Genomic DNA, 26,179 nt, shown 5'->3' with positions numbered 1-26,179 from the left:
CCATCTGGCATTCCTGAAGATCGAAACAGGATGTCGGGTCGATACCCTGCCGCGAACCGGCCTAAGCCGGAATCCTGATACAGCTCAGCGAATGTCGTAGTGGAGATCCGCTCGCATCATTTCGGTCAGTTCCGCACCGTTCCATAGTGCCCGTTCAGCTCCCGAGCAACCGTTTGGCAGGCGCGTGTTTGGTTGCTGTCTGGCTCGCTCACGCCCGCCAGACAGCAACCTCATACGGGCGAAGAGTGCGCTCGCCGAGCACGATGCGGATCCCGGTTGGTACCGTCCAGTCCTCCGCACCGTAGTTAAACGCGAAGACGAGCTCGCCGCGTCGCCGCATACGAACATGTTCCGGCAGCTCGAACGTGGGGATGTCCGCAGCGTCCAGAACCAGGCTCATCGTTGCGGCAAGGAGTGACTCATCCGGCCAGCAGGCCAGGTAATGGATCTTCTCCTTGCGGGTGAGGGCCGGCATGCCATCGCCGAAGCGGGCAAGAACATCGCCGGTCGCTTCTATATCTTCGCGCCAGCGGATTGCTGCGCCTGAGATCTGTCCGGTCACAGGCTGGGCAAGGCCCGGCCGCAGGGTGGCGACCTGCAGGACGCGGTGGCCTGTGAGATCGGCGAGCGGACCGGGGGGCAGATTGTCGGGAATGGTGAAGTTGCGGGTTCGGGATCCGGTTCGTGGACCGATCAGGACCACGCCGTCGAATTGGCGGAGTTCCCTCTCCAGATCCGCGGATACTTCCGTGACGCAGGGCAGAACGACGAGCGCGTAGCCATCCAGCGGCGCGCCGGGGCGCACGAAGTCGATATCGACGCCGAGGCGCCGAAGGCTTTCATACCAGCGGAAGGTCAGTTCTTCGTAACGGAAGTCCTTGCCCTGCGGCTGGATCACCGTCGTCCAGTAGCTCTGGTAATCGAAGACAACAGCAACTTTAGCCGTCTGTGTTTCCGGCAGAGTTCCGAAAGTGGCGAGCTCGCTCGCTACCTGTCCAGCTTCGCGGCCGCCGGGCGAAAGTTCGTCTAGGCCGGGAAGGTTCAGACCCGCGTGCATTTGCTCCTGAGCGAAGGGTGCCTGCCGCCAGCGGAAATAGCTGACGACTTCTGCGCCATGGGCCAGCGCTTCCCAGGTCCAGAGGCGCACCATGCCGGGCTTCGGGATCGGGTTCCAGGGCGCCCAGTTCACCGGGCCGGGTTGCTGTTCCATCACCCAGAACCGGCCACGGCCCACCGCGCGATAGAGATCGTGGTGAAACGGCGCGATATCCGGATGCGACGTCTCGGCCCAGCGATTGCGCTCCGCCTCCGAGAACGGAAACTTTTCGACGAAGCCGATCGGGTAGCTGTCCCAGGAGGCGAGGTCGAGATTGTCAGCCACCTGGAAATGGTCGAAATCGAGAACGAAGCCCATGAAGTTATGGGTGATCCAGCGATCCGGCGAATGCCGGCGGATGATCTCGCACTGCATTGCGTCATAGGCTGCGACCTGCTCCGAGTGAAAACGCCAGAAATCGAGCCGCGTCGCCGGATTGCTTTCGGTCACGGTCAGGTTCGGCAGCGCGACGTCGTCGAAGCTCGCGACTTCCATTGACCAGAACACCGAGCCCCAGGCTTCGTTGAGCTGCTCGGTAGACTGGTAGCGCAGCCGCAGCCAGCGGCGGAATGCCTTCAGGTCTTCAGGTCCAAAGGACAGCGTCGTGTCGTGGCAGCCGTATTCGTTGTCAGTCTGCCAGCCGACGAGACCCGGATGGTCGCCGTACCGTTTCGCGACCGCCTCGACGATGCGGGCGCTCTCGCGCCACCAGGTTTCCGAGGAGAAGGTGTAGTGACGCCGCGAGCCGAAACCACGCGGACGCCCCTGTTCGTCATAGGGGAGAATCTCGGGATATTCGTCGATCAGCCATTTCGGCGGTGTCGCCGTCGGCGTACCCAGCACGATCTTGAGGCCAGCCTTCGTCAGAACGTCCATCGCCCGGTCGAGCCATGCGAAGTCAAAATTGCCGCGGCTCGGCTGAAGCCGTGACCAGGCAAATTCGCCGATGCGCACGAAGGAAATGCCAAGCTCGCGCATGCGCCGCGCATCGGTTTCCCAGCGGTCGTCGTTCCAGTGTTCCGGATAGTAGCAGACGCCAAGCATTATCGTGTGAGATCCCCATTGACGACGGCAAGGCCGTCGGTATCGAACAGATGGCAGGCCCTGGCCGGAATGCCGATGCGGATAGGGTCGCCGGCCCGCTGGCTTGCAAGGCCGTCGGCCTTGACCGAAATCTCTGCACCATCGGCGAACGAAACGAAGAACAGCGTCTCGGAGCCGAGATGTTCGGCGAGCTTCACGCGGCCTTCGAGAACGACGTCGCCGTTGCCGGTCGCATCCAGATGTTCGGGGCGAATCCCAAGCGTCATCGTTGCGCCTTTCACAGAGGCGCCGTGCGTGTCGAGCGAAAGCGATGCGCCACCGGGAAGGCTTGCGGTGACGCTGCCGTTCTCTCCTGATGTCACGGGAACGGTGAGGAAATTCATCTTCGGCGAACCGATGAACCCGGCGACGAACAGGTTTTTCGGCCGGTGATAAAGCTCGAGCGGCGCACCGACCTGCTCGATGCGACCTGCCGACAGCACGACGATCTTGTCGGCCATGGTCATCGCCTCGACCTGATCGTGGGTGACGTAGATCATCGTCGCCTTCAGATCCTGATGCAGGTTCGACAGCTCCGAGCGCATCTGCACGCGCAGCGCCGCATCCAGATTGGAGAGCGGCTCGTCGAATAGAAAGACATCCGGATTGCGGACGATCGCGCGGCCAATTGCAACGCGCTGGCGCTGGCCGCCCGACAATTGCCCCGGCTTGCGCTGCAGCAGCGGCTCAAGCTGCAGCATCTTTGCCGCATAGGCTGTGCGCTCTGCGACAAGCGCTTTCGGATGGCCCGTCATCTTCAGGCCAAAACCGATATTCTCCGCAACAGTCATATGGGGATAGAGGGCATAGGACTGGAAGACCATGGCGACGCCGCGCTCGGACGGGCCGACATCGGTCATCTCCTGGCCGCCGATCGACAGCGAGCCATCGGAAATCTTCTCCAGGCCGGCGATCATCCGCAACAGCGTGGACTTGCCGCAGCCGGACGGGCCGACGAAAACGCAGAACTCGCCATCGGCAATATCGAGATCGACACCCTTGATGACATTGACGGCGCCAAAGCTTTTCTTGACGGCGCGCAGGCTGACGTCGCTCATCGCATCTGTCTCCCATTGTGAGGTGTTAATTCGAGAAGCAGGGCACTTTCGGGCCGAAGCATCGGCAAGGGCAGGCCTGCAAGCCCGGCATTCGCCAGATCGAAAGCGATCTTGCCGGAAAGCAATCGCTTCTGACCCTCCGATATGCGGATGAAATCGGGGGCTTCGGGCAGTACGGTTTCGATGCGCCAGGTTCCGCCGAAGCGGATGAGCTGTTTGGGCAAGCGCAGCGGTGATGGCTGTTCGCCCACCATCTGCGGTCCCTGCGCAACGATGACGACGATCTTTTCAGCGCTTGCGGCACCCCAGACATAACGGCCATCGATTGGCTCAAGCCGGAAGTTGGCGCCGGGCGCATGGAGAAGCGGGCGAAGCCGCTTGTGGGTCTCGATATAGAGCGCCAGTTCGGCGCGCTCTTTGACTGAGAGTTCGAGCGGGTTGAGTTCGACGCCGAAATGATAGGCCATTGCCACCAGCGCCCGGAAGCTCAGGGTATGGCGACGGTTGGTCTGGTGGTTGGGGTCTGCGGAGATGTGGCTGCCGAGAATTTCCGGCGGAACGAAAAGCAAGGCGCCGCGCTGGATTTCCAGCCGCTCCAGCGCATCGGTGCAGTCCGAAGTCCAGACGCGATGGGTGCGGGCGAGCGCTCCATAATCGATACGGCCACCGCCCGACGCGCAGCTTTCGATCTCGACATCGGGGTGAGCGGCGCGAACGCGATCCATCAGGGCGTAGACGGCGCGTGTCTGGGCGGCAGTCTTCGCCCTGCCGTCGCGACCGCCGCTATGGGTCAGGTCGCGGTTCATGTCCCATTTGACATAGGAAACCGCGTGGCCGCCAAGCACCGCATCCATCTTCGAAAACAGATAGTCTGAGACGTCCCGCCGGGTAAGATCGAGCACGAGCTGGTTGCGGGACGCAAGCAGTGGTCGCCCTTCGACCTGCAGCGCCCAGTCCGGGTGGGCGGTGAACAAGTCGGACAACGGATTGACCATTTCCGGTTCGAACCAGATGCCGAACTGCATGCCAAGGCTTGTCACGTGATCGACGAGCGGTTTCAGTCCGTTCGGATATTTGCGCGGGTCGATATCCCAGTCGCCAAGGCTCGTCGTGTCGTCGTCGCGTTTGCCGAACCAGCCGTCGTCCAGAACGAACCGCTCGATGCCGAGTGCGGCCGCCGCGGACGCCTGCGACTTCAGCGAGTCCAGCTGGTGGTCGAAATAGTTGCCTTCCCAGGTGTTGAGCGTGACTGGCCTTGGGCGCATGGAGCCGCCCGGCCACTGGACAAGCTCGGTGCGGACGAAGGCATGAAGTGCCTCGCTGTTCGGCCCGGCATAGGCGACTGGGCTCTGGTAACTCTCGTCGGGCGCAAGAATGATCTCGCCGGGTTCGAACAGTTCGCCGAGATGGACGAGGCGCTGGCCGTCATCGGTACGGTCGATGGCGATCTGGTGATTGCCGCTCCAGCCGAGCGTGACGCCGAAACCCTGGTCACCGGTCTCGACGAACAGCATCGGGAGACGGTCGTGCGAGGTGCGGCCGCGGCGGTTTTCCTGCTTCCACAGGCCATTGCCGAGCGTTTCACGACGGGTCTGGAACTCTCGGCCCCATGAGCCGGTAAAACTGGTGATGGTTGTCTCACCTGAGGGCGCGAGGAAGCTCGCGGCCATGCAGCGATCGAGCTGGTAGTCGGTCTCGCCTGCATTGGAGAGCCGGGTTGCGATCGAGAGCACGCCGGACGCATGGTCCGTAAGCGTGATGGAGATCCCGATCCGTGCGACCGGGTCGTTCGCCGAAAGCACGGTCTGTGCTCCGTCCCGTGCTGCCGACCAGCCGCTGAAGGCGAGAATGAAATCGCGGCCGGCGCGGTGGCCTGCAATCGCCGGCCAGCCGAAAAAGCCCATTCCGCCTGATGGCAGCAGGACGGCGGAGGGGACGGCGACGTCCATGCCGTTGATACGGCTCGATCGTTCGATCTCAAACAGCGGATCGGCGGCAACCGGCGGGCGGCCGAAGGCCAGGATTTCGGGCATCCCCGTTTCGGGCAGGCGGAGGCTCAGCGCGAAATCGCCGGATCCGACAGTTACGATGTCACTCATCCCTTGGTGGCTCCAAGTGTCAGGCCGGCAATGAAATGCCGTTGCATCAGGAAAAACATGGCGACCGGCGGCAGGGCCGCGATGATCGATCCGGCGGAAACCAGATGCCAGGCGGCAACCCATTGGCCGTTCAGCGAATAGAGGCCGGCGGTGACAGGCATGGCGTGCTGGCCCTGCACCAGCACGGTCGCCCAGAAATAGTCGTTCCAGACGAAGGTGAAGATCAGGACGGACAGCGCCGCAATCGCCGGCCGCATCAGCGGCAGCACGATATGGCGAAAGATCTTCCATTCAGAAACGCCTTCGACGCGCGCTGATTCAATCAGGGCAAAGGGCAGGCCCTTGATAAAGTTGCGCATGAAGAGCGTGCAGAAACCGGTCTGGAAGGCCGCATGGAAAAGCACCAGTCCAGTTACGGTGTCGTAGAGGCCGAGTTTCAGCGTCAGGTCGCGCACCGGCACCATCAGGATCTGGAAGGGAATGAAATTGCCCGCGACGAACATGAAGAACAGGACGAGATTGCCCTTGAAGCGATAGACCGCCAGCGCAAAGCCGGTCAGGCAGGAAATACCGACCGCGCCGATGACCGTTGGGATCGTCACCTTGAACGAGTTCAGGATGTAGAGACCGATCGGAGAATCCCGGAAGACGGCCGTGTAGTTCTCGACACCGGCAAAACCGGAGGGCATTCCGAAGTAATTGCCGGCTGCAAGATCGCCCGCCGGCCGCACCGAGGTGATGGCGACGCCGATCAGAGGCAGGAGCCAGAGTATCAGCGCGACAGGCAAGAGGATCGTATAGCCGTTCCGCATCCATGGCGATGCGTTTTGAATGGGAGAGGGGAACATCAGGCGTTCCTTTCCTGGACCAGCATCCGCACAATAAAGAGCGAGATGAACACCATCATGATCAGGAACAGCACGACGGCGATTGCGGCGCCATAACCCATGCGGAAGCCGTATTCCGACAATGCCTGTTCGAACATGAAATAGGAGAGAACCTGGCTCGATCCGTAGGGGCCGCCGGCCGTCATGATCGAGACGAGGTCGAAGGAGCGCAGCGAACCGATGACCGTGACGACCATCGCGATGAATGTCGCCGGCGCAAGCTGCGGCAGGACAACGTACCAGAGAAGCTTGAGCCCCTTGGCGCCATCCATCCGCGCGGCCTCGACCTGTTCCGGATTGATGTTGTTGAGACCGGTCAGGTAGAGGATCATGCAATAGGCCGTCTGCGGCCACAGGCCGGCGATGATGATGCCGTAGGTGACGTAGCGCTCATCCGCCAGGACCGCCAGCTGCTCGCCCGTCAGCCACTCCAGCAGTTTCGAAAACGGCCCGAAATCCGGCGCGTAGAACCAGGTAAAGATCAGGCCGACCACGACCTGACTGATGACAAACGGAAAGAAGAACAGCGATTTGTAGAGCCGGATGCCGGCGACCGATTGGTTGAGAAAAAGTGCTACGGCAAGGCCTGCAGGGATCGCCAGAAGATAGAGCAGCAGCCAGATGACGTTGTTCTTGAGGGAAACGTAGAAGGAATCGTCGTCCAGAAGTTCGCTGTAGTTGCCAAGCCCGATCCAGACCTTTTCGCCAAGCCCGTCCCAGTCGTGAAAGCTGATCCAGATCGACTGGAAGATCGGCAAGAGGACATAGACGATAAACATGAAAAGGCCGGGTGCGAGAAACAGCCATGGCGTGAGCCATTCCCTGTTGTTCTTCGAGCGGCGCGCTGGCTGCGTTGCGGAATAGCTCACGACGATACCCCTACAGATTGTAAGAACTGCGGCCGGACGCAGGACCTTTCGGTCGCTGCGCCCGGTCTCCTGGGAGGAAGCGCTACTTGTAGACGCGGGTGCGGACCTTCTCGAGCCGCGCCAGGATGGCGTCGATCTTGTCCGGCTTGACCATGAATTCCTGGAAGCCTTCCATGCCGGCCTTTGCCATTTCGGCATTGGCATCGCGGTCATAGAACTGCGCGAGGCCCTGGGCGCCTGATAGCATCGTGAAGCCCGCCTCGAGGAAGACGTCCTTCGGCTTTTCGGCCTGGTTGTTGACGGGCAGCTGGCCAAGCGTCGCATTCATCGTCGACTGTGCCTGGGCCGAGCCGACGTAAGCGAGGAATTTCTTGGCGTCTTCCTTGTTCTTCGCCTTGGCCGGAATGTGGAACGTATCCGTCGGCGCTTCTTCGGCCCTCGGCAGGCCGGGGGTGATTTCAGGGAAGGGAAGGAAGCCGATCTGCTCTTCCTTCAGACCGCCGTCCTTCATCGTGGCGACGGCGAAATTGCCCATCAGATACATGGCGGCCTTGCCCTGGACAAGCTGCGGGACTGCGTCCTGCCAGTCGATCGCCGCATGGTTCTCGATGAAGTAGCCGGGCTTGACGAGCTCGGCCCATTTCTCGAACACGGCCTTTACCTTGGGATCGGTGTAAGGAACCTTGCCGGCTGTCAGATCCATGTGGAACTGGTAGCCGTTGACGCGAAGATCGAGATAGTCGAACCAGCCGCCGGTCGGCCAGAGTGCCTTGGTGCCGATCGTGAAGGGCGTGATCCCTGCAGCCTTGAGCTTGGCGCTCGCGGCGATCAGCTCGGCCCAGTTCTTTGGCGGGGTGATCCCCTTTTCGGCGAAGATGTCCTTACGGTAGTAGATGCCCCACTGGTAATAGGTATAGGGCATGCCCCACTTCTTGCCGTCGATCGTCATTGACGGTACGGCAGCCTTCATCTGCTGATCGTAGCCATTGGCCGCCCAGACATCGCTCACATCGGCAAACAGTCCCGCCTTGACGAAGGGCTCCATGCGATTGCCGGCATACCAGGCGACGACATCAGGCGCGTCGGCGGTCAGGAAGTTGCGGATCGCGGCCTTGTAGCCTTCGTGGTCAAAGTTGTTCCACTTGACCTTGATGTCGGGGTTGGCCTTCTCGAAGGCCGCAATCAGATCGCCCATCGCCTTTTTCGGGACGGGATCCGAATGGTCTGAATTGACTGTGATTTCGCCCGCGAAAACCGATGGCGCAATCAGAAAAGTCGACAATACGAGGCCAAGCAGCCTCTTTCTTAGAACGGTCATGTGTTCCTCCCTTGTGACCATCGGTAACCGGATGAAGTCCTAGATTTCAGCCTTACCGATCGAGCTCCTCCAGCCCGTCTTGATGTTCCGCCACAAACCCGTAGAGTTCCACCGTATTTCAGGGAATGTTTTCCGGGATCCTAAGATGGATAAGGCCGCATCAACCATTTCACAGGACGGATCGGTTCCGGCACATCCCGATCTCGATCCGCGGCACCCGCTTGTCGTGTTTGGAGACCATCGGTTCTGCGCCGGCGAAACTCTTGTCGTGCAGCGGATGGCAGGCCCGCATATGCACAGTCAGATCGAACTGAATTTTCTTACCCAGGGCCAGATGACCTACTGGTTCGACGGGCGGGAACTGACGATCGGCGCGGGTCGTCTCTGCCTTTTCTGGGGCATGGTTCCGCATCAGGTGACGGAGATCGAAAAAGGTACGCGGTTTGTCTGTCTCTATGTTCCCATGTCCGTTTTTCTCGGTCTTGCCACTCTCAGCCGGTTCCGGGATGCCGTCTTCCGTGGTGCGGTCATCGAAGCGACCGTTATCAGGCCTTTCGATGAGGACGTCTTTCTCAGATGGCGCGAGGAACTCTTGCAGGGTGACGAGGGACTGGCAGAGATCGTCCGAACCGAGCTCACGGCCCGGGTTTTGAGGATCGAACGGGAAGGTTGGCGGGATCTGCGCGAACACGCCCCTGCCATTGCCGGCCTCTCATCCAGTGACAGCGGGCGCGCCGGTCATGTGGAGCAGATGTTGCGCTTCATTGCCGAACACGCCCTCGGCGATATTTCCGTCGATCACGTGGCGCGGGATGTGGGACTTCATCCAAATTATGCCATGAGCCTGTTCAAGCGGGCGGTCGGCCAGACGATGAACCAGGCGATTGCCCGCCACCGGTTGGACACGGCTCGCTCGCTTTTGATCTCGACAGACATGTCGATCACGAATGTCGCCTTCGAATCCGGCTTCGGCTCGGTCTCGCGCTTCTACGAAGCTTTCACCGACCGCTTCGCCGACCGGCCATCCGCGTTTCGCCGCAGGATGCAGGCAAATGCGCGACGCGACTGACACTGCGTGATGACCAGCCGTTCTGGTTGAACGTCCGATTTCAAGTTGAATAGAGCCTTCGCAGGCAATTCCTGCAAGCCGCGCTGAGCAGCGGCCCTAACGTGGTCGTGCACGTCGATTGAGGTTGAGTTTGCATTCTGGGCGATACCTCCGTACATCGCGCAGACACAACCGCTAAGCCCTGTAGGAGTATAATTTTGCCGGAGTTCGAACAGACCCTGGGAGCGGGTACGCTCATATCCATTGCGGCTGGCGCCGTTGCGCTGCTGCTGGTTCTTATCATCCAGTTTCGCATCCACGCTTTTGTCTCGCTCATTCTCGTCAGTTTCCTGACCGCGCTCGTGACGGGAATTCCGGCAGGGAATATCCTCACCACCCTCACGTCCGCATTTGGCTCGACCCTCGGGGGCGTTGCTTTGCTTGTCGGCCTTGGCGCCATGCTGGGTCGCTTGCTGGAAGTATCGGGTGGTGCGCAGGCTCTTGCGGATGACCTCGTCCGCCGATTTGGCGAAAAACGTGCACCGCTGGCGTTGGGCATCGCGTCGCTGTTCTTCGGCTTCCCGATTTTCTTCGATGCAGGCCTCGTCGTCATGCTTCCGGTGATGTTCACGGTAGGGCGTCGCCTTGGCGGAAGCCTTCTTCTCTACGGCATCCCGGTCGCGACCGCCTTCTCGTGCATGCACGTTTTCGTGCCGCCGCATCCCGGGCCCGTCGCCGCAGCCGAACTGCTGGGCGCTGACGTCGGACTTCTGATCATCGTCGGTCTGTTGGTCGCCATCCCGACCTGGGTCGTTGCGGGCCATTTTTTCGGAAGCTGGATCGGCAAACGCATCTACCTGCCGGTGCCCGACAACGTCACTGATGAGCAATCCTCCGACGACGAGAGAATCTCCCTGCCGAGCCCTGGCCTCGTCGTTGCACTTCTTCTTTTGCCGCTCGTTCTCATCTTCATGAATACCGGCCTCGATTTCGCGCGCGCACAGGAATGGGTCAGCAAGGATGCCAGCTGGTTCCAGCTTGCCCGCACCGTAGGCTCTACTCCAATCGCACTTCTGATTTCGGTTCTCGTCGCCGGCTACGTTCTTGGGCCAATGCGCGGTCGCGATCCCATCAAGGTGGAGCGCATCGTTGACTCTGCTCTTGGACCTGTCTGCTCTGTTATCCTCATCACCGGCGCGGGCGGCATGTTTGGCGGCGTTCTGCGTGCTTCGGGGATCGGAAATGCTTTGTCGGATGTGCTTGCCGATATCGGTATGCCCATACTGGTGGCAGGCTTCCTGATCTCGACCGCGCTGCGCGTTGCACAGGGCTCCGCGACGGTTGCACTCATCACGGCTGCTGGCCTTGTGCAGCCTGCGGTACAGGCTGCCGGTTATCAAGGTATTCAGCTGTCAGCGATCGTCATCGCCGTCGCATCGGGTTCTGTCATGCTGTCGCATGTCAATGATTCCGGCTTTTGGCTGGTCGGTCGCTTCTTCAACATGGACATCAAGACCACGTTCAAGACCTGGACCGCGATGCAGACGTTGGTGGGCCTCGTTGGCTTTGCGCTCTCCGGGATCATCTTCTGGCTGGCCTAACAACCCGGTTTCATAGCCAGGCACGCTCTTGATGAAGGCGTGCCTGGCTTCCCCCGCTCTAATCGGCAAATTTCCAGACGGTCGGCAGCGAGCCGCGCTCAGACAGCGCCGTGACCACGGTATCTCTCACCGGAAAAACTTCTGCAGAGACGGCCTCAGTCGCAGGAACCCCCGATAGGCCATCTCGAACAATGGTGTGGCGGAAGGCCAGCCTGCGATGAGACCGAGCGGGCGCAAAAGGGGTATCGCCCGCCACATTGCGGCAAAGGCTGCCGCCCCCGACAAAAGCTTGCCCCCTTCTTCGGCATGAAACCGCGACAGGATCTCCACACGATCGACAGGACACGATGCCATGGGATCGCAGGCGTCGATGAAGCGGATTGCATTGCGGCGGTCCAGCCTCCGGATCATCGCGATCTCGCGCCGGCAAAGCGGACAGCCGCTGTCAAACCAGACCGTGACTTGCTCCATCATGACGTGTGCTTCGTAGTGTTGATGAGCATGGCTAATACCTCGAGTGCGAAGAATTCCAAACCATCCCATCTGCACAGATGTTCCGCAAGCATAGGTTACATCACAGCCTACCTGCTGGATCGGTGCCCTCTATCCCCGATATAGGGCACCTTGCGCCCACGAGCGCCCACGTATTCAACCAAGGCCGCATCCAAGATGGAAACCAGAGACGCAGCCTGATCGGCTTGCGGCGGCGGAACCTATGGGGCATTGATGGCCTCAGCCACCGCCGGAGATCGACAGACATGGCAAGACGAATCCGACTGGGCATTGTCGGTGCAGGGATCGCCGGCCTGACTCTGGCCAGAGCCATGGCCGACTGTGCCGATGTCAGGATTTTCGAGAAATGCAGAGGCGTCGGCGGACGGATGGCGACACGGCGAACCGATGCCGTGACTTTTGATCATGGAGCGCAGTATTTCACCATCAGGGACGGACGTTTCCGTGCAGCGCTGGAGACGGCGCAGGCCGACAGAGTGATTGAGCCCTGGACCGGTGCGCTTGCAACGCTGCCCGACGGCAATCTCGCGGCTTTGTCGGGGGGCGACACCACGCGTTATGTCGGGAGCCCTTCGATGAACGCGCTTGCGAAAGCGATGGCGGCAGGCCTTGATATCCAGACCGACGCGCCTGTGGAGGCGATCAGCGGCACGGCGGGTAAGTGGTTCTTGAAAATCGGCGATCGCCGCGAGGGCCCGTTCGACTGGCTGGTTTTAGCGGCGCCAGCCCCGCAGTCGGCATTGCTTCTTCCTGACGAGTTTACGCATCACGGGGCGCTGGCAAAAACCCGGATGAATGCCTGCTTCACGCTGATGATTCGCCAGACCGAGGATGCAAAGCTTCCCTTTGCTGCCGCCCGTGCCGATGATCCGGTCATCGGCTGGATCTCCCGCAACAATTCCAAGCCGGAACGGCCTGACGACCCCTGTCTAGTGGTCAACGCGACGGCCAAGTGGTCCGACGATCATTTGGAGGAGCCACTGGAAGATGTTCGTCGGACGATGCTGGAGGCGCTCCAGCGCTATATTCCGATCTCCCCGAGTGAGGCTGAGGCTGCAACCATCCATCGTTGGCGCTATGCCAATGTCGATCAGCCGGCCGGACAGGCTTTCCTTCTCGATGATGTGTCCCAATTGGCGGCTTGCGGAGACTGGTGCATCGCAGGGCGGGTCGAGGCAGCGTTCCTCAGCGCCGCGGCCCTTGGCGATGCGCTCAAACAGATCGTAAAGGTAGCGCCATGACAATGACCCCGCGGACCATCTCCACGCTTCTGACCTATTGCGGGGCCCTGCCGTTCTGGCTGCTGGCATTTGCCCCCTCAACCGTTCTCGGTTTTGAAACGGCACCCGCATTCCTGTCCTACGGGGCAGTCATCGCATCCTTTATGGCCGGAGCCCTCTGGGGAAGCGCTCAAACCGGAAGGGGCGACCTGGTGATCATTGTCGCCAGTAACGTGCTGGCTCTCATTGCCTTTGCGACACTGGTTGCCAGTCCTTTGCCGATAGCCCTGCTGGTACAGGTGTTGCTGTTTGCCCTTTTGCTGATCGCCGACCACAGGACCCTTTCTATGGATCTTTCACGGCAGTGGTATTGGAAACTGCGCATTCGGGTGACTGCGCTTGTCGCGCTTGCCTATGGCGTCATGCTTTTCCGCTACGTCTTTTGAACGGGTGGCTGAAACTGCGCTCTAAGGTGTCATCAACTCGATAGGTTGCCGAAGCCGCAGGTATCTCGATGGCACACTTCCGGTGGCCGTCTCAAGACTGCCTGTCCGTCTCTTTCTAGCTCGCAGGCCCGGTGCGTCGTTTCCCTGAGGTTTTAAGCTCCCGGTTGATCCGATCGGCCGCATCTGCCAATGCTGTCCTGTCTGACTTTGCCCCCGACAATGCGTCATGCACTTCCTCGCCAAGGATCCTTTCGATCGCTGAATATTGCGGAATATTGGGTCGCTGCCAGGTGTGCAGCAGGTTCTTCTTCGCGAGCTGATCGACAAAACGCACGATCGGCGAACTCGCCGCAGCTTCCGGGTCCGCACTCACCGAGAAGCGCGGGGCGATCGGAAAGCCGTTCTTGACATGGGCCTTCATGGCCTCGCGCGACGCCATCCAGGCGATTGCGTCTGCGGCGAGTTCCACCCGGGCTTCGGGCAGATTGGACGGAATGCAGAAAAGGAAACCGCCGATCGGCGAGGCGCGGGTGCCGCCGGGCCCGGAGGGCTGTGGCAGGTACTCGACCCGCCGCTTGACCACGGACTGGACGTCGTACTCGAACCTTGCCGCGCGCATCGTCCAGAAATAGCCGAGACTGGCCTTTCCCTTCATGAACACGTCAAGCGTCTTGTCCCACGCCATGTTGAGAATGCCCGGCGGCGAGATCTCGATCAGGCGCCGCATGAAGTCCAGCGCGGAGAGGGCGGCATCCGACTGGATGGTACAGTGCAGTTCTTCGAGGTTCACGCCCTCCAGCGTAAAGCCCGCCCGGGATTTGCGCAGTGAAATGGTCGGCTGGCCGCAGGCACCGAGAAAGAACATAAAGCTCGACGCGATCGGCATGCCGCGGGCACCGTCCCAGACTGCGCCATACATGCCGTGCTGCGGGGCGTGGAAATGCCGGCCTGCGGCAAGCACGTCCTCGAACTTTCGCGGGAAATCCAGCCCGGCATCGGCAAACAGGTCCCGCCGGGCGGCGAGGATCTCGATCGTGCAGTAGCCCGGAACGCCATAGTCCTGGCCATCCCAACGGGCCGTCGACCAGATGGAAGGATGGAAGTCGAGCGGGTTAATACCGGTTTTCTGAATCAGGGCATCGAAGGGGCGGATGATGTCCTTTTCGGCAAACTCGCCAAGCCAGGGCATGTTGATGGCGAGAACATCGTAGTCAGAGACCGGTTTGTCTCGATTGTCCAGGATGCGACGATAGAGATCCGGCAGTGGCAGAAGGTCGAAGTTCTTCTTCGATGCGAGGTTGTTGCGGAAGTCGGCCCACATGTTGCGCATGGACGAAAAGTAGTTGTCGTCGTTGAGGAGGAAGCGCAGTTCGATATGCGACTCGACCCGCTTCTGCACCAGTCGCATGGGCGGGATGATCTGCGAGCCCAACGGGGTCCCGCCAAAGTAATAGTCTTCCTCCTGCTCGCCGCCGCGCAGGCCGAGCGTCTGGGCAAGCAGGGACTTCGTCTTTCCGGCATAAGCCTGGAAGGACTGCAGGAGCTTTTCGCTCGGTTGCAGGGAAAAGGTCTTGGCGCCGGGCCCTTTGGGGACTTTCAAAATGTAGCCACTGTCCACCATGCGATTGATCAGCCGCATGGAAGTTGCGTAGGGCAGGCCGGATTCCTGGCCGAGCGTTGAGATGGCGACAGTCTGGCTGTGGATATGGGCCTTGATGAGAAAGACCACGATTTTCCAGCCGGGGTCTTCGTCGAATCCGCCGATCACGTCGCCGAAGGGCCGCCGGGTCTTGTCCAGGAACTCAATCACCCGCAGCATTTCGTAGTCGTTCACGTCGGCCCCCCGTCCGTCGCGTCACTAGACGATGTTCGTAGCCATTGCAGCGCCTCTTGGCTAGGCGCTCCAGGTGCTGACGCGAATGTGGTAATTATTTTTCCGCCGGCGGCAGCAGACCCGCGCGGCGTTCGGACTGCTCGAACAGCACAAAGAAGTCCTTTTCAGCCAGCCCTTCCGTAAAGGCGGTCTCGTATTGCTGACGGATCATCGATGCCATGTACATCGGGATATGGTCTGCCCGGGCCGCGTCGAGGATCAGGTCGAAGTCCTTCATCATCTGCGACACCGAAAAAGCCGGATCGAAATTGCGCTGGACCAGAAGGTCACGCTTATAGGCGATCAAAGGCGACGCAACTGCACTTTCGCAAATGACATTGAGCATGGTCTCAACCGAGAGGTTTCCCTTGAGGCCGAGCGTCAGCGCTTCGCCCAGCAGCGCCGATGTGGCGCCCACCAGGGCGTTGAGGACGAGCTTCAGATAGCGGGCCTCCTCGGCCTGGCCGACATAGAAGCGACGCGAGGCAAAGCAACCAAAGATAGGATCGAGGCGCTTGTAGGCGTCTTCCGGACCTGACGCCATGACCGAAAGGGTTCCCGCAGACGCGGTCGCCGTGCTGCCCGAGACCGGTGCGCGCAGGTAATGGACGCCGCATGCGCTCATGGCTTCATTCACTTCGGCGGAGATCGCGGGCGACACTGTGCTCATTTCCACCAGCGTCTGGCCTGATGTCATGACGCTCGCAAGGCCGCCCTTGCCGAAGATGAGGTCGCGCAAAACGGCGTCGTTGGGAATAGTCAGGATCACGACGTCGGATTTCGCGGCCAGATCCTCAAGCGTGTGGGCGACATTGGCGCCTTCCGCGACGATCGTCGCCCGATTTTCGGGCAAGGGTTCATAGACGTGAAGCCGGTAACCGGCTTCCAGCACCCGGCGGCTCATCGGAGCGCCCATCTTGCCTATGCCAGCCCAGCCGACTGAAATTTCTTCGTTCATTGCGTCCTCCCGTCCCAATCGACAACAGGCTGTGACGGACCACCGATCTGGCCATCGCCTGGGGATCCATACGCCCAGCGCGCGCATCGAACAGCGCGGACCAGACATTTCCTCCCTCCAAAACACTAGGGCGACAGCTTACCGAATGCTCTCTGCAAAATATCCATTCTGGACAAAAGGAGGGCTGTGACAGGTTCCGTTATCTACTAGCCTGAAGTCGGACCGTTCAGCGTTCCGTGGGAGGAACTTAGCTGACAACAAGGATCATGGTGCGCGCTGTCGAGCGTCGTTCCCCTGTGCCGTGTGTTTCGCAGGATATGTCGAGGATCGGAGGAGGATCCGCCATGCAAGACGATCATTTCAGAAATTTGGATATTCGCCGCTAGCAAACCTCGGCAATGCGTTGGTGAGGCCACTGCCGCCATGTCGCCTCGTGACATCGGAGATCGGCGGGGCGCGGCTGGCAGCGCAGGCAGATGCAGTTATTTCGGGAAGGACAGTCAGATGAAAGCCGTTCGCTACTACACACAGAAAGACATCCGGGTGGAGGATGTCCCGGCGCCTTCGGGTCCGCTCGGGGACGACATGGTGCTGATCGAGCCGCTGGTCTGTGGCATTTGCGGGACCGACCTGCATGAATACATTGCCGGACCGATCGTGACGCCGAGCACGCCTCATGTCTATTCGGGCGCAACACTGCCACAGATTCTCGGCCACGAATTCTCGGCGCGCGTCCTCGAAGTCGGGCGCAACGTCACGCATGTTTCGCCCGGAACCCGCGTGTCGGTGCAGCCGCTCATCTCCCCACGCGACGACTACTACGGGCGCCGCGGTCAGTATCATCTCAGCGAGAAAATGGCCTGCGTCGGCCTGTCCTGGGACTGGGGCGGCATGGGAGAGCGCGCTGTCGTCAACAGCTACAACGTCTTTCCGGTCCCTGACAGCGTCAGCGACGTTCAGGCGGCGATGATCGAACCGGCGGCGGTCGCGCTCTATGGCGTCGATCGCGGCGGTGTCGAGGCCGGAAGCACGGTCCTCGTGTCCGGTGTCGGGCCGATCGGAGCGCTGGTCCTTCTGGCGACCCGCGCAGCCGGTGCGACGACGATCTTCGTTTCCGAACTCAATCCCAACCGCCGGGCGCTGGCTCAGAAGCTGGTCCCGGAGGCGATCGTCTTCGACCCGCGCGAAACGGATACGGAAAGCCTTTTCCGGCAGCATACCGAAGACGGCGTCGGCGTCGATGTGGCGCTCGAATGCGTCGGCGCGGAAGCCTCTCTCAATCTCTGCGTCAAGGCCGTCAAGCGCCGAGGCACGGTCGTCCAGGTCGGCCTGCATGTCAAACCTGCCTCGATCGACGCCATGCTCTGGGCCTTGAAGGATATCACAGTGGAGGCGACGTGGTGCTATCCGGTGACGATCTGGCCACGCATCGCCCAGATGATCGGCGCCGGCATCTTTCCGGTTGAGCAGATTGTGACCGCGCAGATCTCGCCGGAGGATGTGGTCGAGAAGGGTTTCGAGGCTCTGCTCGATCCCAATGCGTCACACATGAAGATTTTGGTCAACATGCAGGGCTAACACCCTGCGCTTGCCGCGGACCGTGACAAGCGCGGCCGCCACGCAGATCCGTCCGACCAAAGGTGATTTGCGGGCGGTCTGCAGCACTTGAAACAGCCTGATCCAAGAGGGTTATCATGCATTACATCGTTCATTGCCTCGATCATCCCGGCGCCGTTGACAAGCGCCTCGCCCATTACGATGCCCATAAGGCCTATCTGGCATCTGCCAAGACAAAGACCGTAATCTCCGGTCCTCTTCTTGCCGACGACAACGAGACGATGATCGGCTCGCTGTTCCTGCTCGAGGCCGACACGAAGGACGAGGTGGTGGCCTTCAACCAGGCAGACCCGTTCAATGCTGCCGGCGTCTGGGCGTCGGTAAACATCCATCCCTTTGCCAAGCGGGTGGACAACCGATGAGCGGCTACGAGGGAAAACCCGTCCAGGCGGCCATTGTCGGCCTTGGCTGGTGGGGCAAGAAAATGGCGACGCTGGTCAATGCCGGAGGTGCTGAAATGCACTTCGTGCATGGCGTCGACCCCAACCCGGCAGAGCAGGGCTTTGCCGCGGAACGGGGCATGCGTTTCTCCTCCGAACTCGGCGAGGCGCTTGCCGATCCCGATGTCGAGGCGGTGATCTTGGCAACGCCACATTCGCTGCACCAGAGCCAGATCGCGCAGGCGGTTGCCGCCGGCAAGCATGTCTTTTGCGAAAAGCCGCTTGCGATGACCAGGAAGGACGCCGAAGCCTCTGTCGCGCTGTGCGAGAAGGCCGGTCTGGTGCTTGGCATGGGCCACGAGCGCCGCTTTGAACCGCCGATTGCCGAGATCCTTGATGCCGCGGCCACGGGCCGCCTTGGCCGCCTGCTGCAGATCGAAGCCAATTTCAGCCACGACAAGTTCCTGGGGCTCGACCCCTCCAATTGGCGGCTCAGTGCCGAACAGGCGCCGGCGGGCGGCATGACCGCCACCGGCATCCATCTGACGGACCTCTCCGTCAAGCTGATGGGGCCGGCGAAGGATGTCCGCGTCATCTGCGAAAACCTCGCGTCGGAAATCCCGCAGGGCGACACCATGAGTGCGCATATCCGCTTCAAGTCCGGCGGGTCGGCCTATGTGTCCGCCACACTTGCAACGCCGTTCATCTCGCGCTTTGCGGTGTTCGGCACGCTCGGCTGGATCGAGGTGCGGGACAAAGCGCATGTGGAATCGCCTGATGGCTGGATCGTCACCGAGGGCTGGAAGGGCCAGCCGATCACGACCCGCGAAGTGTCACCGGCCGAGCCGGTCCGGGACAACCTGCGGGCTTTTGCGCGCGCCGTCCGCGGCAGAGAGACCTATCCGATCAGCGGCGAAGAAATGATCGACAATATTGCGCTGCTCGAAGCGATCATTCGGTCGGCCCGCACGGGCGCAGTCGAGCAACTTTGAGATTGGCTTTGGGAGGAGCATCATGAAAGCCTTGGTATTCGAAGCACCGGACAAGCCGGTCATTGCCGATCTGGGCATGCCGGAGATTTCCGCAAACGAGGTCCTCGTCCGAACCCGTGCCGTCGGCATCTGTCATTCGGATTACGAACTTCTGGCCGGTCGCTACATCATTCCGATCTCCTATCCGGTGACGCCCGGCCACGAGTGGAGCGGCGAGATCGTCGAGGTCGGTCGCAACGTCACGGGCTTCAAGGCGGGCGACCGTGTGGTCGGCGAATGCGTGGTGCGCACGCCCGAGCGGCTTCATCATTTCGGTTTTTCGATAAGCGGCGCCGACCGGGAGTTCTTCGCCGTCAATCCGGAATGGCTGCATAAGCTGCCGGACGCGGTGGACGACAAGAAGGCGGCGCTGATCGAGCCGTTTACCTGCGGCTTCTATGCGGTGCTGCGGTCCGGCGGCACCAATGCCAGCGAGACGGTCGTCGTTTCCGGCGGCGGAACCATCGGCCTGGTGTCGGCAGCGGCTGCGATTGGCATGGGTGCGCGCGTCATCGTCGTTGATCCGCTCGCAACCCGTCGCGATGTGGCGCTGAAACTCGGCGCAGACGCTGCGATCGATCCATCCGATGGCGGCGCGGCAGATCGGATCCGCGAGATGACCGGTGGTCATGGCGCTGATCTGGTGGTCGAAGCCTCCGGACATGATGCCTCGCTTGCGGCGGCGTTCGACTACGCAAGAGAAGACGGGCGCATGTCGATGGTCGGCATCAACATCGGCCGCAAAGTCCCTGTTGTCATCGGCCAGATCCAGATGAAGAATCTGACGGTTCGGGGCTGTATCGGCTCGCCCGGAGTCTGGCCGGCCGCGATCCGCTTCCTGGAGCGAACAGGCATCGACCTCTCGCCGATCCAGACCCATGACTATGCTCTGACCGATGCGGTGCAAGCCTTTGCCTTTGGCAAGGACGCGACCAAGAGCATCAAGATCACTCTTTTGAATGGATGAGAACATGACACATCACGCTCTCATTGTCGGTGCGACCGGCATTGCCGGCAGCAATCTTGCCGAATACCTGCTGGCCCAGGGCGGCTGGGAAATTTCCGGCCTTTCGCGGTCGCAAAGCCCGATTCCTGCCGTCCGGACCCTGTCCTGCGACCTCACCGACGCTGCTTCCGTCGCTGCCGCCCTCGAGGGTATCCGGCCCACCCATGTCTTCATCACCGCCTGGTCGCGGCAGGAGACGGAAGACGAGAACTGCAAGGTGAATGGTGCGATCGTCCGCAACGTTCTCGATGCCCTTCGTGGCCGAGGTGTGAACCATGTCGCCCTCGTTACCGGCACCAAGCATTATCTTGGGCCTTTCGAGAACTATGCGAAAGTCGCGCCGCAGACGCCGTTCCGCGAAGAGCAGGAGCGCCTTCCCAACCAGAACTTCTACTATGTGCAGGAAGACGAGGTCTTTGCGGCGGCAGCCCGCGAGGGGTTCACCTGGTCAGTGCATCGGCCGCACACCCTGATCGGCTATGCGGTCGGAAACGCCATGAACATGGCGGCCACGCTTGGCGTCTATGCCTCTCTTTGCAAGGAAACCGGGATGCCCTTCGTGTTTCCCGGATCCGCCGAGCAATGGCAGGCGGCAACCGACGTGACGGATGCCCGCATCCTCGCCAACCATCTGGCCTGGGCCGCAACGACGCCAGCAGCTGCCGACACGGCGTTCAACGTGGTCAATGGCGATGTCTTCCGCTGGAAGTGGCTCTGGCCGCGCATCGCCGCCTATTTCGGAATCGAGGCCGCGGACTATCCGGGCTCTCCGCAGCCGCTCGAGACGAAGATGGCCGATGCCGCGCCGATCTGGGATGCGCTCGTGAAGAAGCACGGTCTGAAGGAGAATGCGCTCTCGCGCGTCGCCTCCTTCTGGCACACGGATGCCGACCTCGGACGGCAGGTGGAAACGTTCAACGACATGGGCCGCAGCCGCAAGGCAGGCTTCCTCGCCTACCAGGACACGACGGAGTCCTTCACGGACGCCTTCGATCGCCTGCGCGCCGACCGGATCATTCCGTGATGACAGGACCACGCGACCAGCAAGGAGATCGACAGGCCATGGCGGATATCGGTTATTTTACGGAGACCAACTCGGTCGACACCGTCAATGCGCGCATGGGCGCTGACGTCGATCCGCGCCTCGCGCAGGTGATGGCGAGCCTCGTGAAGCATCTGCATCACTTCGCCCGGGACGTCCAGCTGACGCAGGACGAGTGGGAGACGGCGATCGGGTTTCTCACCCGCACCGGCCAGATCTGCACGCAGGAGCGGCAGGAGTTCATTCTTCTGTCCGATACGCTCGGTCTGTCGATGCTGGTGGATGCGATCAACAACCGTCGGCCCGAGGGTGCAACGGAAAACACCGTATTTGGGCCGTTCCATGTCGAAGGCGCCCCGGTGAAGGAGATGGGCGCGCAGATCTGTCTGGACGGGAAGGGCGAGAGCTGCCTGTTCCTCGGTCGTGTGCTCGATCTCGAGGGCAAGCCGATCGAGGGGGCGCGGATCGACGTGTGGTCCGACAATGCCGACGGCTATTATGACGTCCAGCAGCCCGACATTCAGCCGAAATGGAACAATCGCGGCGTATTCGTCACCGGGGCCGACGGACATTACAGCTTCATCGGCATCAAGCCGGTGTCCTACCCCATTCCCGACGACGGTCCTGTGGGCGACATGCTCGCGCATCTGGGACGGCACCCATATCGCCCGGCTCATATGCACTACATGGTGCGAGCCGAAGGCTATCAGAAGCTGGTAACGCATACGTTTGTCGGTGGTGATGCGTATCTCGAATCCGACGCGGTGTTTGGCGTCAAGTCGACGCTTGTCGCGCCCTTCGACCGCCTTGAAGACGGCGACACGCTGTGGCGTTCGGAGTTCGATTTCATCCTCGTGCGACCTGACCAGTCAAGATAGGAGCCAGGCTTGGACAATTTCATCTATAATGGAAATCCGGCCCGCGTGATTTTCGGGCGTGGAACGATCTCTCGCCTGGCGGAAGAGGCCGAGCGATTGTCGGCCGACCGGGTGCTGGTGCTTTCAACGCCCGAACAGGCAGACCAGGCGCAAGGGATTGCAGAGGTTCTGGGATCGCGCTTTGCCGGGCTGTATTCCAAGGCGCAGATGCATACGCCGGTCGACGCGACGGCCGATGCTTTGCGTGAGGTCGAGCGCCTCGGGGCCAATGCGGTTCTGTCGATCGGCGGCGGGTCCACGACAGGGCTTGGTAAAGCGATCGCCTTTCGCACCGACCTTCCGCAGATCGTCGTGCCGACGACCTATGCCGGGTCTGAAGCGACGCCCATTCTGGGTGAGACGGAGAATGGCCGTAAGGTGACGAAATCCGACCCGCGCATCCTTCCCGAGGTCATCGTCTACGACGTGGACCTCACTCTCACCCTGCCGGTTGCCATGTCGGTGACAAGCGGCATCAATGCCGTGGCGCATGCGGTGGAAGCGCTTTATGCCCGCGAGGCCAACCCGATTGTTTCGCTGATGGCGGAGCAGGGGATTGCCGCGATTGCCCGCGCGCTTCCCATCATATCCCGTCAACCGGATGATCCGGATGCCAGGGCGGACGCGCTCTATGGCGCCTGGCTCTGCGGCGTATGCCTTGGGTCCGTCGGCATGGCGCTGCACCACAAGCTTTGCCACACGCTCGGCGGCATGTTCAACCTGCCGCACGCACCCATGCATACGGCCCTTCTGCCGCATGCGGTCGCTTATAACGCACCGGCCGCGCCGGAAGCCATGGCGCGTATTGCGCAGGCGCTCGGTGCAAAGGATGCGGCAACGGGGCTGTTTGATCTGGCTCAAGGACTGGGGGCTTCGATGGCTCTTAAAACTATGGGCATGCCGGACGACGGCATCGATCCTGCCGTCGAGCAGGCCATGGCCAATGCCTACTGGAACCCGCGAGTGCTGGAAAAGGATGGTTTGCACCAGCTCCTAGCCGGGGCTTACGAGGGCCAGCGACCAGAATAACGTCCTATAATGAACGGCCCTTGGGAGGGGGTAGCGATGAGCAAGTGGCTTAGTGAATACTGGCAGGTGATATCGGATTGGCTTCGTGAACTGGGCGCGGCCCACGTCGTGGACGACGGCTCATCCGAGCGAAAAGACAAGCCATGATCAGGCACATCGTCATGTGGAACGTGCGCGGCGAGACGCCCGAGGAAAAACTCGCCTCTGCGCGTCTGATCAAGACCAAATTCGAAGGCCTCAAAGGACAGATCCCTGGTTTGATTACAATTGAGGTGGGGTTGGACATCAGCCGCATTTCCTATGCCTGCGACGTAGTTCTCTACTCCGAGTTCGACGACGAAGCCGCTCTCAAGCTTTACGCGGACCATCCGGCGCACGCGAAGGTGCGAGCCGAGCTCGAGGGCATCCGGATCGCCCGCCATCAGGTCGATTATATCTGCTGACCACACGTGTCGCCTGACCGCGCGATAAGCGCGGCGCGGCCCCGCCTTCATGCCCTTCTAGGAGACCATCGCATGACCTCCCATTTCAGCAAGACGCCGAAAATTGCTTTTCTCGGAACCGGCGCACAGGGTGCATCGATCGGAGCGGACTTCGTGCTCGCCGGTCATGACGTGACCTTCATCGAGCAATGGCCCGACCATGTAAACGCGATCCGGGAAAATGGCATCACCGTCAATCTACCGACCCGGACGATCAACGCCAGGGTCAAGGCCTTGCATCTCTGCGAAGTCGCGGAGATCAAGGAGCCGTTCGATCTCGTCTTCCTGGTCGTCAAAGCCTACGACACGAAATGGGCGACCCAACTGATCGAGCCGGTGCTGGCCACGGACGGCCTGGTCATCGGCCTCCAGAACGGCATGACGCACGAGGACATCGCGGCCATCGTCGGGCGGGAGCGGACTATCGGCGCCGTCATAGAGATCGCTTCCAACATGTTCGTACCCGGCGTCACCAACCGGCAGAACGATCACGACACATCCTGGTTTGCGCTCGGCGCCCTCGATCCGCAGACCCAGGAGAGGGTGGAATCGGTCGCCGAACTTCTGCGCTGCACAGGGACCGTCGAGGTGACGGATGATATCCGCTCCGCCAAATGGATGAAGCTCGTCGTCAACGCCGCCGAACTTATTCCGTCTGCCATCGTCAACCTGCCGCTCGGCGATGCAGCCCGCAGCACGGGAATGCTAGAGGTGATGCGGGCGGCCGGCTATGAGGCCATGCAGGCGGCGATTGCCGATGGCGCAAAGATCGTCCCGATCATCGGCATGCCACCGGTCACCACAAATCATCCGGAGCGCTACGTCGACCAGATCTTCGAGGAGGTGCTCACCGTCTTCTCGCAAGCCGATACGCTCACGACCTCGCTGCAGGACTGGCGGAAGGGCCGGCGGGCCGAGATCCAGGAGGTCAACGGCTGGGTCATCGACACGCTGAAAGCGCATGGTCGGACGGCCCCGATCAATCAGCGGGTCGTAGACCTCGCCTATGAGATCGAGGCGAACACGCTTGAGGCGAAACCAGAAAACGCCGCTTTGCTGATCGAAACCTATGCGGCCAGCATCCCGGCGGGCTGAAGGTGCACTGATATGTTTCCCGTCTCGAATACACTTATCCAAAGCGGATATTTTCATGGTTTTCGTAGTCTTCAAAATACATACAGTTGATCGGAAGGAGTTCGGAGGAGAGAATTTCCTGACGTATTTGAAGCGCCGGATTGCGTACTTGTTCTAGCAAGAGATGCTGACCGGTCAGAGTGACAAATTCTTGGAGGAGCAAGAATTTGGGCAATCCGCAAATCATCGTGCCTTGTGAAGTTCTGACCGCGCAGCGGTTCGGAGCCAGCTACAGGCTTGCCGAAGCTTGAGGCTGAGGCCGACGATGCCAAGGATCTGTCCAGCAGATTGCTTCCTCCAGGTATGAACCATAACCGGCTCTGGGAGGAGGACGCGATGCCTGATTTTGCTGACAAACCGACGTGTCTCTTTGCAGACTTCAAGCCGGCGTCCAACGCCGCCGAAGAGATCGGCTTGCGCCGCCCGGCCATCGCCTCGGGTGAGGTGCGATCATCAAAAGGAGCCGACCGGTGAGTGCAGTCTCAACAATCCCCACACGGGCGGACAGCTATGCCCCAGGCCGGATGAAGCTGACGCGGAGTTTCGTGACCGTGGTCTTCTCAACCATGGTCCTTCTGATCGCCTGCCTAGTCTTTGCGCCCTCAAGCGTATCTTGGGGTGCCCTGTCAGGCAGTCTTCCGTTCGCGGCGATCATTGCCATCGTCGGCCTTGGCCAGTTGCTGGTGGTCCAGCAGGGCGGCTTTGACCTCTCGCTTCCCGGTGCCGTCTCTCTCGCCGTCGTGGTCTCGACCCATTACCCGCAGCAGAATGACGGATTGCTGTATCAGGCGGTGCTCTTGGCGCTGGCCTTCAATCTGACGATCGGCTTTCTCAATGGCGCGCTCGTCAGCATCTTCCGCCTGAACTCGATCATTGCGACGATTGGCACCAACGCACTGCTTTATGCGACCGTCTTTGCCATGTCGGGCGGGGTGCCGTCTGTTACGACGGGCCTGCTCGCCAATATTGCCGGCGGCGAAACCTTCGGCCTGGCCAATGCCGTCTACTTCGCCTTCGGCGCCACCGCGCTGGTCTCCTTCATGCTGAAAAAGACCGTGGGCGGCCGCCGGTTCGAGGCGATCGGCGCAAGCCCTGCTGCCGGAGAGGCCGCAGGCCTGCGCGTGCGCTCCTATCAGATGATGGCGTATGTCTATGCCCAGCTGTTCTATTGCCTGGCCGGCGTCCTGATTGCCGGCATCACCCGCGAACCCACGGCCTTCCAAGGCGATAGCTTGCTGCTGCCGTCGGTTGCCGTCGTCGTGCTGGGAGGCACGTCGCTGCTCGGCGGGCGCGGATTTCCCATCTCGACGGTGCTGGCGGCCTTCTTCCTCAACCAGCTGAGCCAGTTCGCGCTGTCGGTCGGTGTGCCCTATTCAGCGCAAACCATCATCCAGGCCTTGGCCCTCGGTTTCGGCATCGGCGTCTACTCGCTCCGGTGGAGCGGGAAAGTCAGAAAAACAACCTAACAATAA

General features: G+C 61.0%; 24 protein-coding genes. 15 read left to right on the top strand and 9 right to left on the bottom strand.

Annotated elements, in window-relative coordinates:
• Positions 1 to 208 precede the first annotated feature (208 nt).
• From ACQY1K_RS19060 to ACQY1K_RS19035, 6 genes are all read right to left on the bottom strand, one after another.
• The gene (locus ACQY1K_RS19060) at positions 209 to 2,140 is read right to left on the bottom strand and encodes a beta-galactosidase (RefSeq protein ID WP_430260264.1); all 1,932 of its coding nucleotides are present in this window, start codon (positions 2,138 to 2,140) and stop codon (positions 209 to 211) included.
• The gene (locus ACQY1K_RS19055; protein WP_430260263.1) at positions 2,140 to 3,237 is read right to left on the bottom strand and encodes an ABC transporter ATP-binding protein; all 1,098 of its coding nucleotides are present in this window, start codon (positions 3,235 to 3,237) and stop codon (positions 2,140 to 2,142) included. The genes ACQY1K_RS19060 and ACQY1K_RS19055 overlap by 1 nt, the downstream gene beginning before the upstream one ends.
• A complete protein-coding gene (locus ACQY1K_RS19050) occupies positions 3,234 to 5,336 on the bottom strand; it encodes an alpha-galactosidase (RefSeq protein ID WP_430260261.1) in 2,103 nt (700 codons plus the stop codon). The genes ACQY1K_RS19055 and ACQY1K_RS19050 overlap by 4 nt, the downstream gene beginning before the upstream one ends.
• Positions 5,333 to 6,184 (bottom strand): carbohydrate ABC transporter permease, encoded by an 852-nt coding sequence (locus ACQY1K_RS19045; RefSeq protein ID WP_430260259.1) that lies wholly within the window; start codon positions 6,182 to 6,184, stop codon positions 5,333 to 5,335. Before ACQY1K_RS19045 ends, ACQY1K_RS19050 begins: the two co-directional genes overlap by 4 nt.
• Entirely contained in the window at positions 6,184 to 7,092 is a 909-nt protein-coding gene (locus tag ACQY1K_RS19040) for a carbohydrate ABC transporter permease (protein ID WP_430260257.1), read from the bottom strand. The genes ACQY1K_RS19045 and ACQY1K_RS19040 overlap by 1 nt, the downstream gene beginning before the upstream one ends.
• An 82-nt stretch (positions 7,093 to 7,174) precedes the next feature.
• On the bottom strand, positions 7,175 to 8,410 hold the full coding sequence (locus ACQY1K_RS19035) for an ABC transporter substrate-binding protein (protein WP_430260255.1): 1,236 nt from the start codon (positions 8,408 to 8,410) through the stop codon (positions 7,175 to 7,177).
• Between the two features lie 145 nt (positions 8,411 to 8,555).
• On the opposite strand from ACQY1K_RS19035, the gene ACQY1K_RS19030 reads away from it, so the two are divergent.
• Positions 8,556 to 9,479, top strand: coding sequence for a helix-turn-helix domain-containing protein (locus tag ACQY1K_RS19030; protein WP_174197757.1), 924 nt, complete (start codon positions 8,556 to 8,558; stop codon positions 9,477 to 9,479).
• Positions 9,480 to 9,676: 197 nt separating this feature from the next.
• Positions 9,677 to 11,059 (top strand): GntP family permease, encoded by a 1,383-nt coding sequence (locus ACQY1K_RS19025; RefSeq protein ID WP_062459880.1) that lies wholly within the window; start codon positions 9,677 to 9,679, stop codon positions 11,057 to 11,059.
• 126 nt (positions 11,060 to 11,185) lie between these two features.
• Here the strand turns inward: ACQY1K_RS19025 and ACQY1K_RS19020 are convergent, their stop codons facing one another.
• Positions 11,186 to 11,533 (bottom strand): thiol-disulfide oxidoreductase DCC family protein, encoded by a 348-nt coding sequence (locus ACQY1K_RS19020; protein WP_430260253.1) that lies wholly within the window; start codon positions 11,531 to 11,533, stop codon positions 11,186 to 11,188.
• Positions 11,534 to 11,817: 284 nt separating this feature from the next.
• Between ACQY1K_RS19020 and ACQY1K_RS19015 the strand changes: the two genes are divergently transcribed.
• On the top strand, positions 11,818 to 12,813 hold the full coding sequence (locus tag ACQY1K_RS19015) for an NAD(P)/FAD-dependent oxidoreductase (protein WP_430260251.1): 996 nt from the start codon (positions 11,818 to 11,820) through the stop codon (positions 12,811 to 12,813).
• Positions 12,810 to 13,238 carry a DUF3429 domain-containing protein gene (locus tag ACQY1K_RS19010; RefSeq protein WP_430260249.1) on the top strand — a complete coding sequence of 143 codons (429 nt, stop codon included), beginning with the start codon at positions 12,810 to 12,812 and terminating at the stop codon, positions 13,236 to 13,238. The genes ACQY1K_RS19015 and ACQY1K_RS19010 overlap by 4 nt, the downstream gene beginning before the upstream one ends.
• Positions 13,239 to 13,353: 115 nt before the next feature.
• Here ACQY1K_RS19010 and ACQY1K_RS19005 read toward each other — a convergent pair whose 3' ends face one another.
• Together ACQY1K_RS19005 and ACQY1K_RS19000 are read right to left on the bottom strand one after the other, a co-directional pair.
• Positions 13,354 to 15,072 carry an extracellular solute-binding protein gene (locus tag ACQY1K_RS19005; protein WP_430260247.1) on the bottom strand — a complete coding sequence of 573 codons (1,719 nt, stop codon included), beginning with the start codon at positions 15,070 to 15,072 and terminating at the stop codon, positions 13,354 to 13,356.
• A gap of 94 nt (positions 15,073 to 15,166) precedes the next feature.
• Positions 15,167 to 16,069 (bottom strand): NAD(P)-dependent oxidoreductase, encoded by a 903-nt coding sequence (locus ACQY1K_RS19000; protein WP_062577915.1) that lies wholly within the window; start codon positions 16,067 to 16,069, stop codon positions 15,167 to 15,169.
• Between the two features lie 504 nt (positions 16,070 to 16,573).
• Between ACQY1K_RS19000 and ACQY1K_RS18995 the strand changes: the two genes are divergently transcribed.
• From ACQY1K_RS18995 to ACQY1K_RS18945, 11 genes are all read left to right on the top strand, one after another.
• Positions 16,574 to 17,647 carry a 2,3-butanediol dehydrogenase gene (locus ACQY1K_RS18995; RefSeq protein WP_062459869.1) on the top strand — a complete coding sequence of 358 codons (1,074 nt, stop codon included), beginning with the start codon at positions 16,574 to 16,576 and terminating at the stop codon, positions 17,645 to 17,647.
• Between the two features lie 116 nt (positions 17,648 to 17,763).
• Positions 17,764 to 18,048 carry a YciI family protein gene (locus ACQY1K_RS18990; RefSeq protein ID WP_062459867.1) on the top strand — a complete coding sequence of 95 codons (285 nt, stop codon included), beginning with the start codon at positions 17,764 to 17,766 and terminating at the stop codon, positions 18,046 to 18,048.
• Positions 18,045 to 19,058: a Gfo/Idh/MocA family protein gene (locus ACQY1K_RS18985; protein WP_430260245.1), complete on the top strand. Its 1,014-nt coding sequence runs from the start codon at positions 18,045 to 18,047 to the stop codon at positions 19,056 to 19,058. The genes ACQY1K_RS18990 and ACQY1K_RS18985 overlap by 4 nt, the downstream gene beginning before the upstream one ends.
• 22 nt (positions 19,059 to 19,080) lie before the next feature.
• On the top strand, positions 19,081 to 20,064 hold the full coding sequence (locus tag ACQY1K_RS18980; protein ID WP_174197753.1) for a zinc-dependent alcohol dehydrogenase: 984 nt from the start codon (positions 19,081 to 19,083) through the stop codon (positions 20,062 to 20,064).
• A gap of 4 nt (positions 20,065 to 20,068) precedes the next feature.
• Positions 20,069 to 21,127: an SDR family oxidoreductase gene (locus ACQY1K_RS18975; protein WP_430260243.1), complete on the top strand. Its 1,059-nt coding sequence runs from the start codon at positions 20,069 to 20,071 to the stop codon at positions 21,125 to 21,127.
• A gap of 38 nt (positions 21,128 to 21,165) precedes the next feature.
• Positions 21,166 to 22,023 (top strand): intradiol ring-cleavage dioxygenase, encoded by an 858-nt coding sequence (locus ACQY1K_RS18970; protein WP_325264988.1) that lies wholly within the window; start codon positions 21,166 to 21,168, stop codon positions 22,021 to 22,023.
• Positions 22,024 to 22,032: 9 nt separating this feature from the next.
• On the top strand, positions 22,033 to 23,091 hold the full coding sequence (locus tag ACQY1K_RS18965; protein WP_430260241.1) for a maleylacetate reductase: 1,059 nt from the start codon (positions 22,033 to 22,035) through the stop codon (positions 23,089 to 23,091).
• A gap of 143 nt (positions 23,092 to 23,234) precedes the next feature.
• Positions 23,235 to 23,534 (top strand): Dabb family protein, encoded by a 300-nt coding sequence (locus ACQY1K_RS18960; protein WP_192087365.1) that lies wholly within the window; start codon positions 23,235 to 23,237, stop codon positions 23,532 to 23,534.
• 72 nt (positions 23,535 to 23,606) lie between these two features.
• Positions 23,607 to 24,668: a ketopantoate reductase family protein gene (locus ACQY1K_RS18955; protein ID WP_430260239.1), complete on the top strand. Its 1,062-nt coding sequence runs from the start codon at positions 23,607 to 23,609 to the stop codon at positions 24,666 to 24,668.
• A 276-nt stretch (positions 24,669 to 24,944) separates the two neighbouring features.
• Positions 24,945 to 25,181 carry a hypothetical protein gene (locus ACQY1K_RS18950; protein WP_430260237.1) on the top strand — a complete coding sequence of 79 codons (237 nt, stop codon included), beginning with the start codon at positions 24,945 to 24,947 and terminating at the stop codon, positions 25,179 to 25,181.
• Complete coding sequence (locus ACQY1K_RS18945) at positions 25,178 to 26,173, top strand: ABC transporter permease (protein WP_199864870.1); 996 nt, start codon at positions 25,178 to 25,180, stop codon at positions 26,171 to 26,173. The genes ACQY1K_RS18950 and ACQY1K_RS18945 overlap by 4 nt, the downstream gene beginning before the upstream one ends.
• The last annotated feature ends 6 nt before the right edge of the window (positions 26,174 to 26,179 follow it).

The organism is Neorhizobium sp. IRS_2294 (genome assembly GCF_050500145.1).
Classification (GTDB): domain Bacteria; phylum Pseudomonadota; class Alphaproteobacteria; order Rhizobiales; family Rhizobiaceae; genus Neorhizobium; species Neorhizobium soli.
The sequence above is the reverse complement of the archived record's forward strand: the minus strand, read 5'-3'. Positions and strand labels throughout refer to the sequence as shown.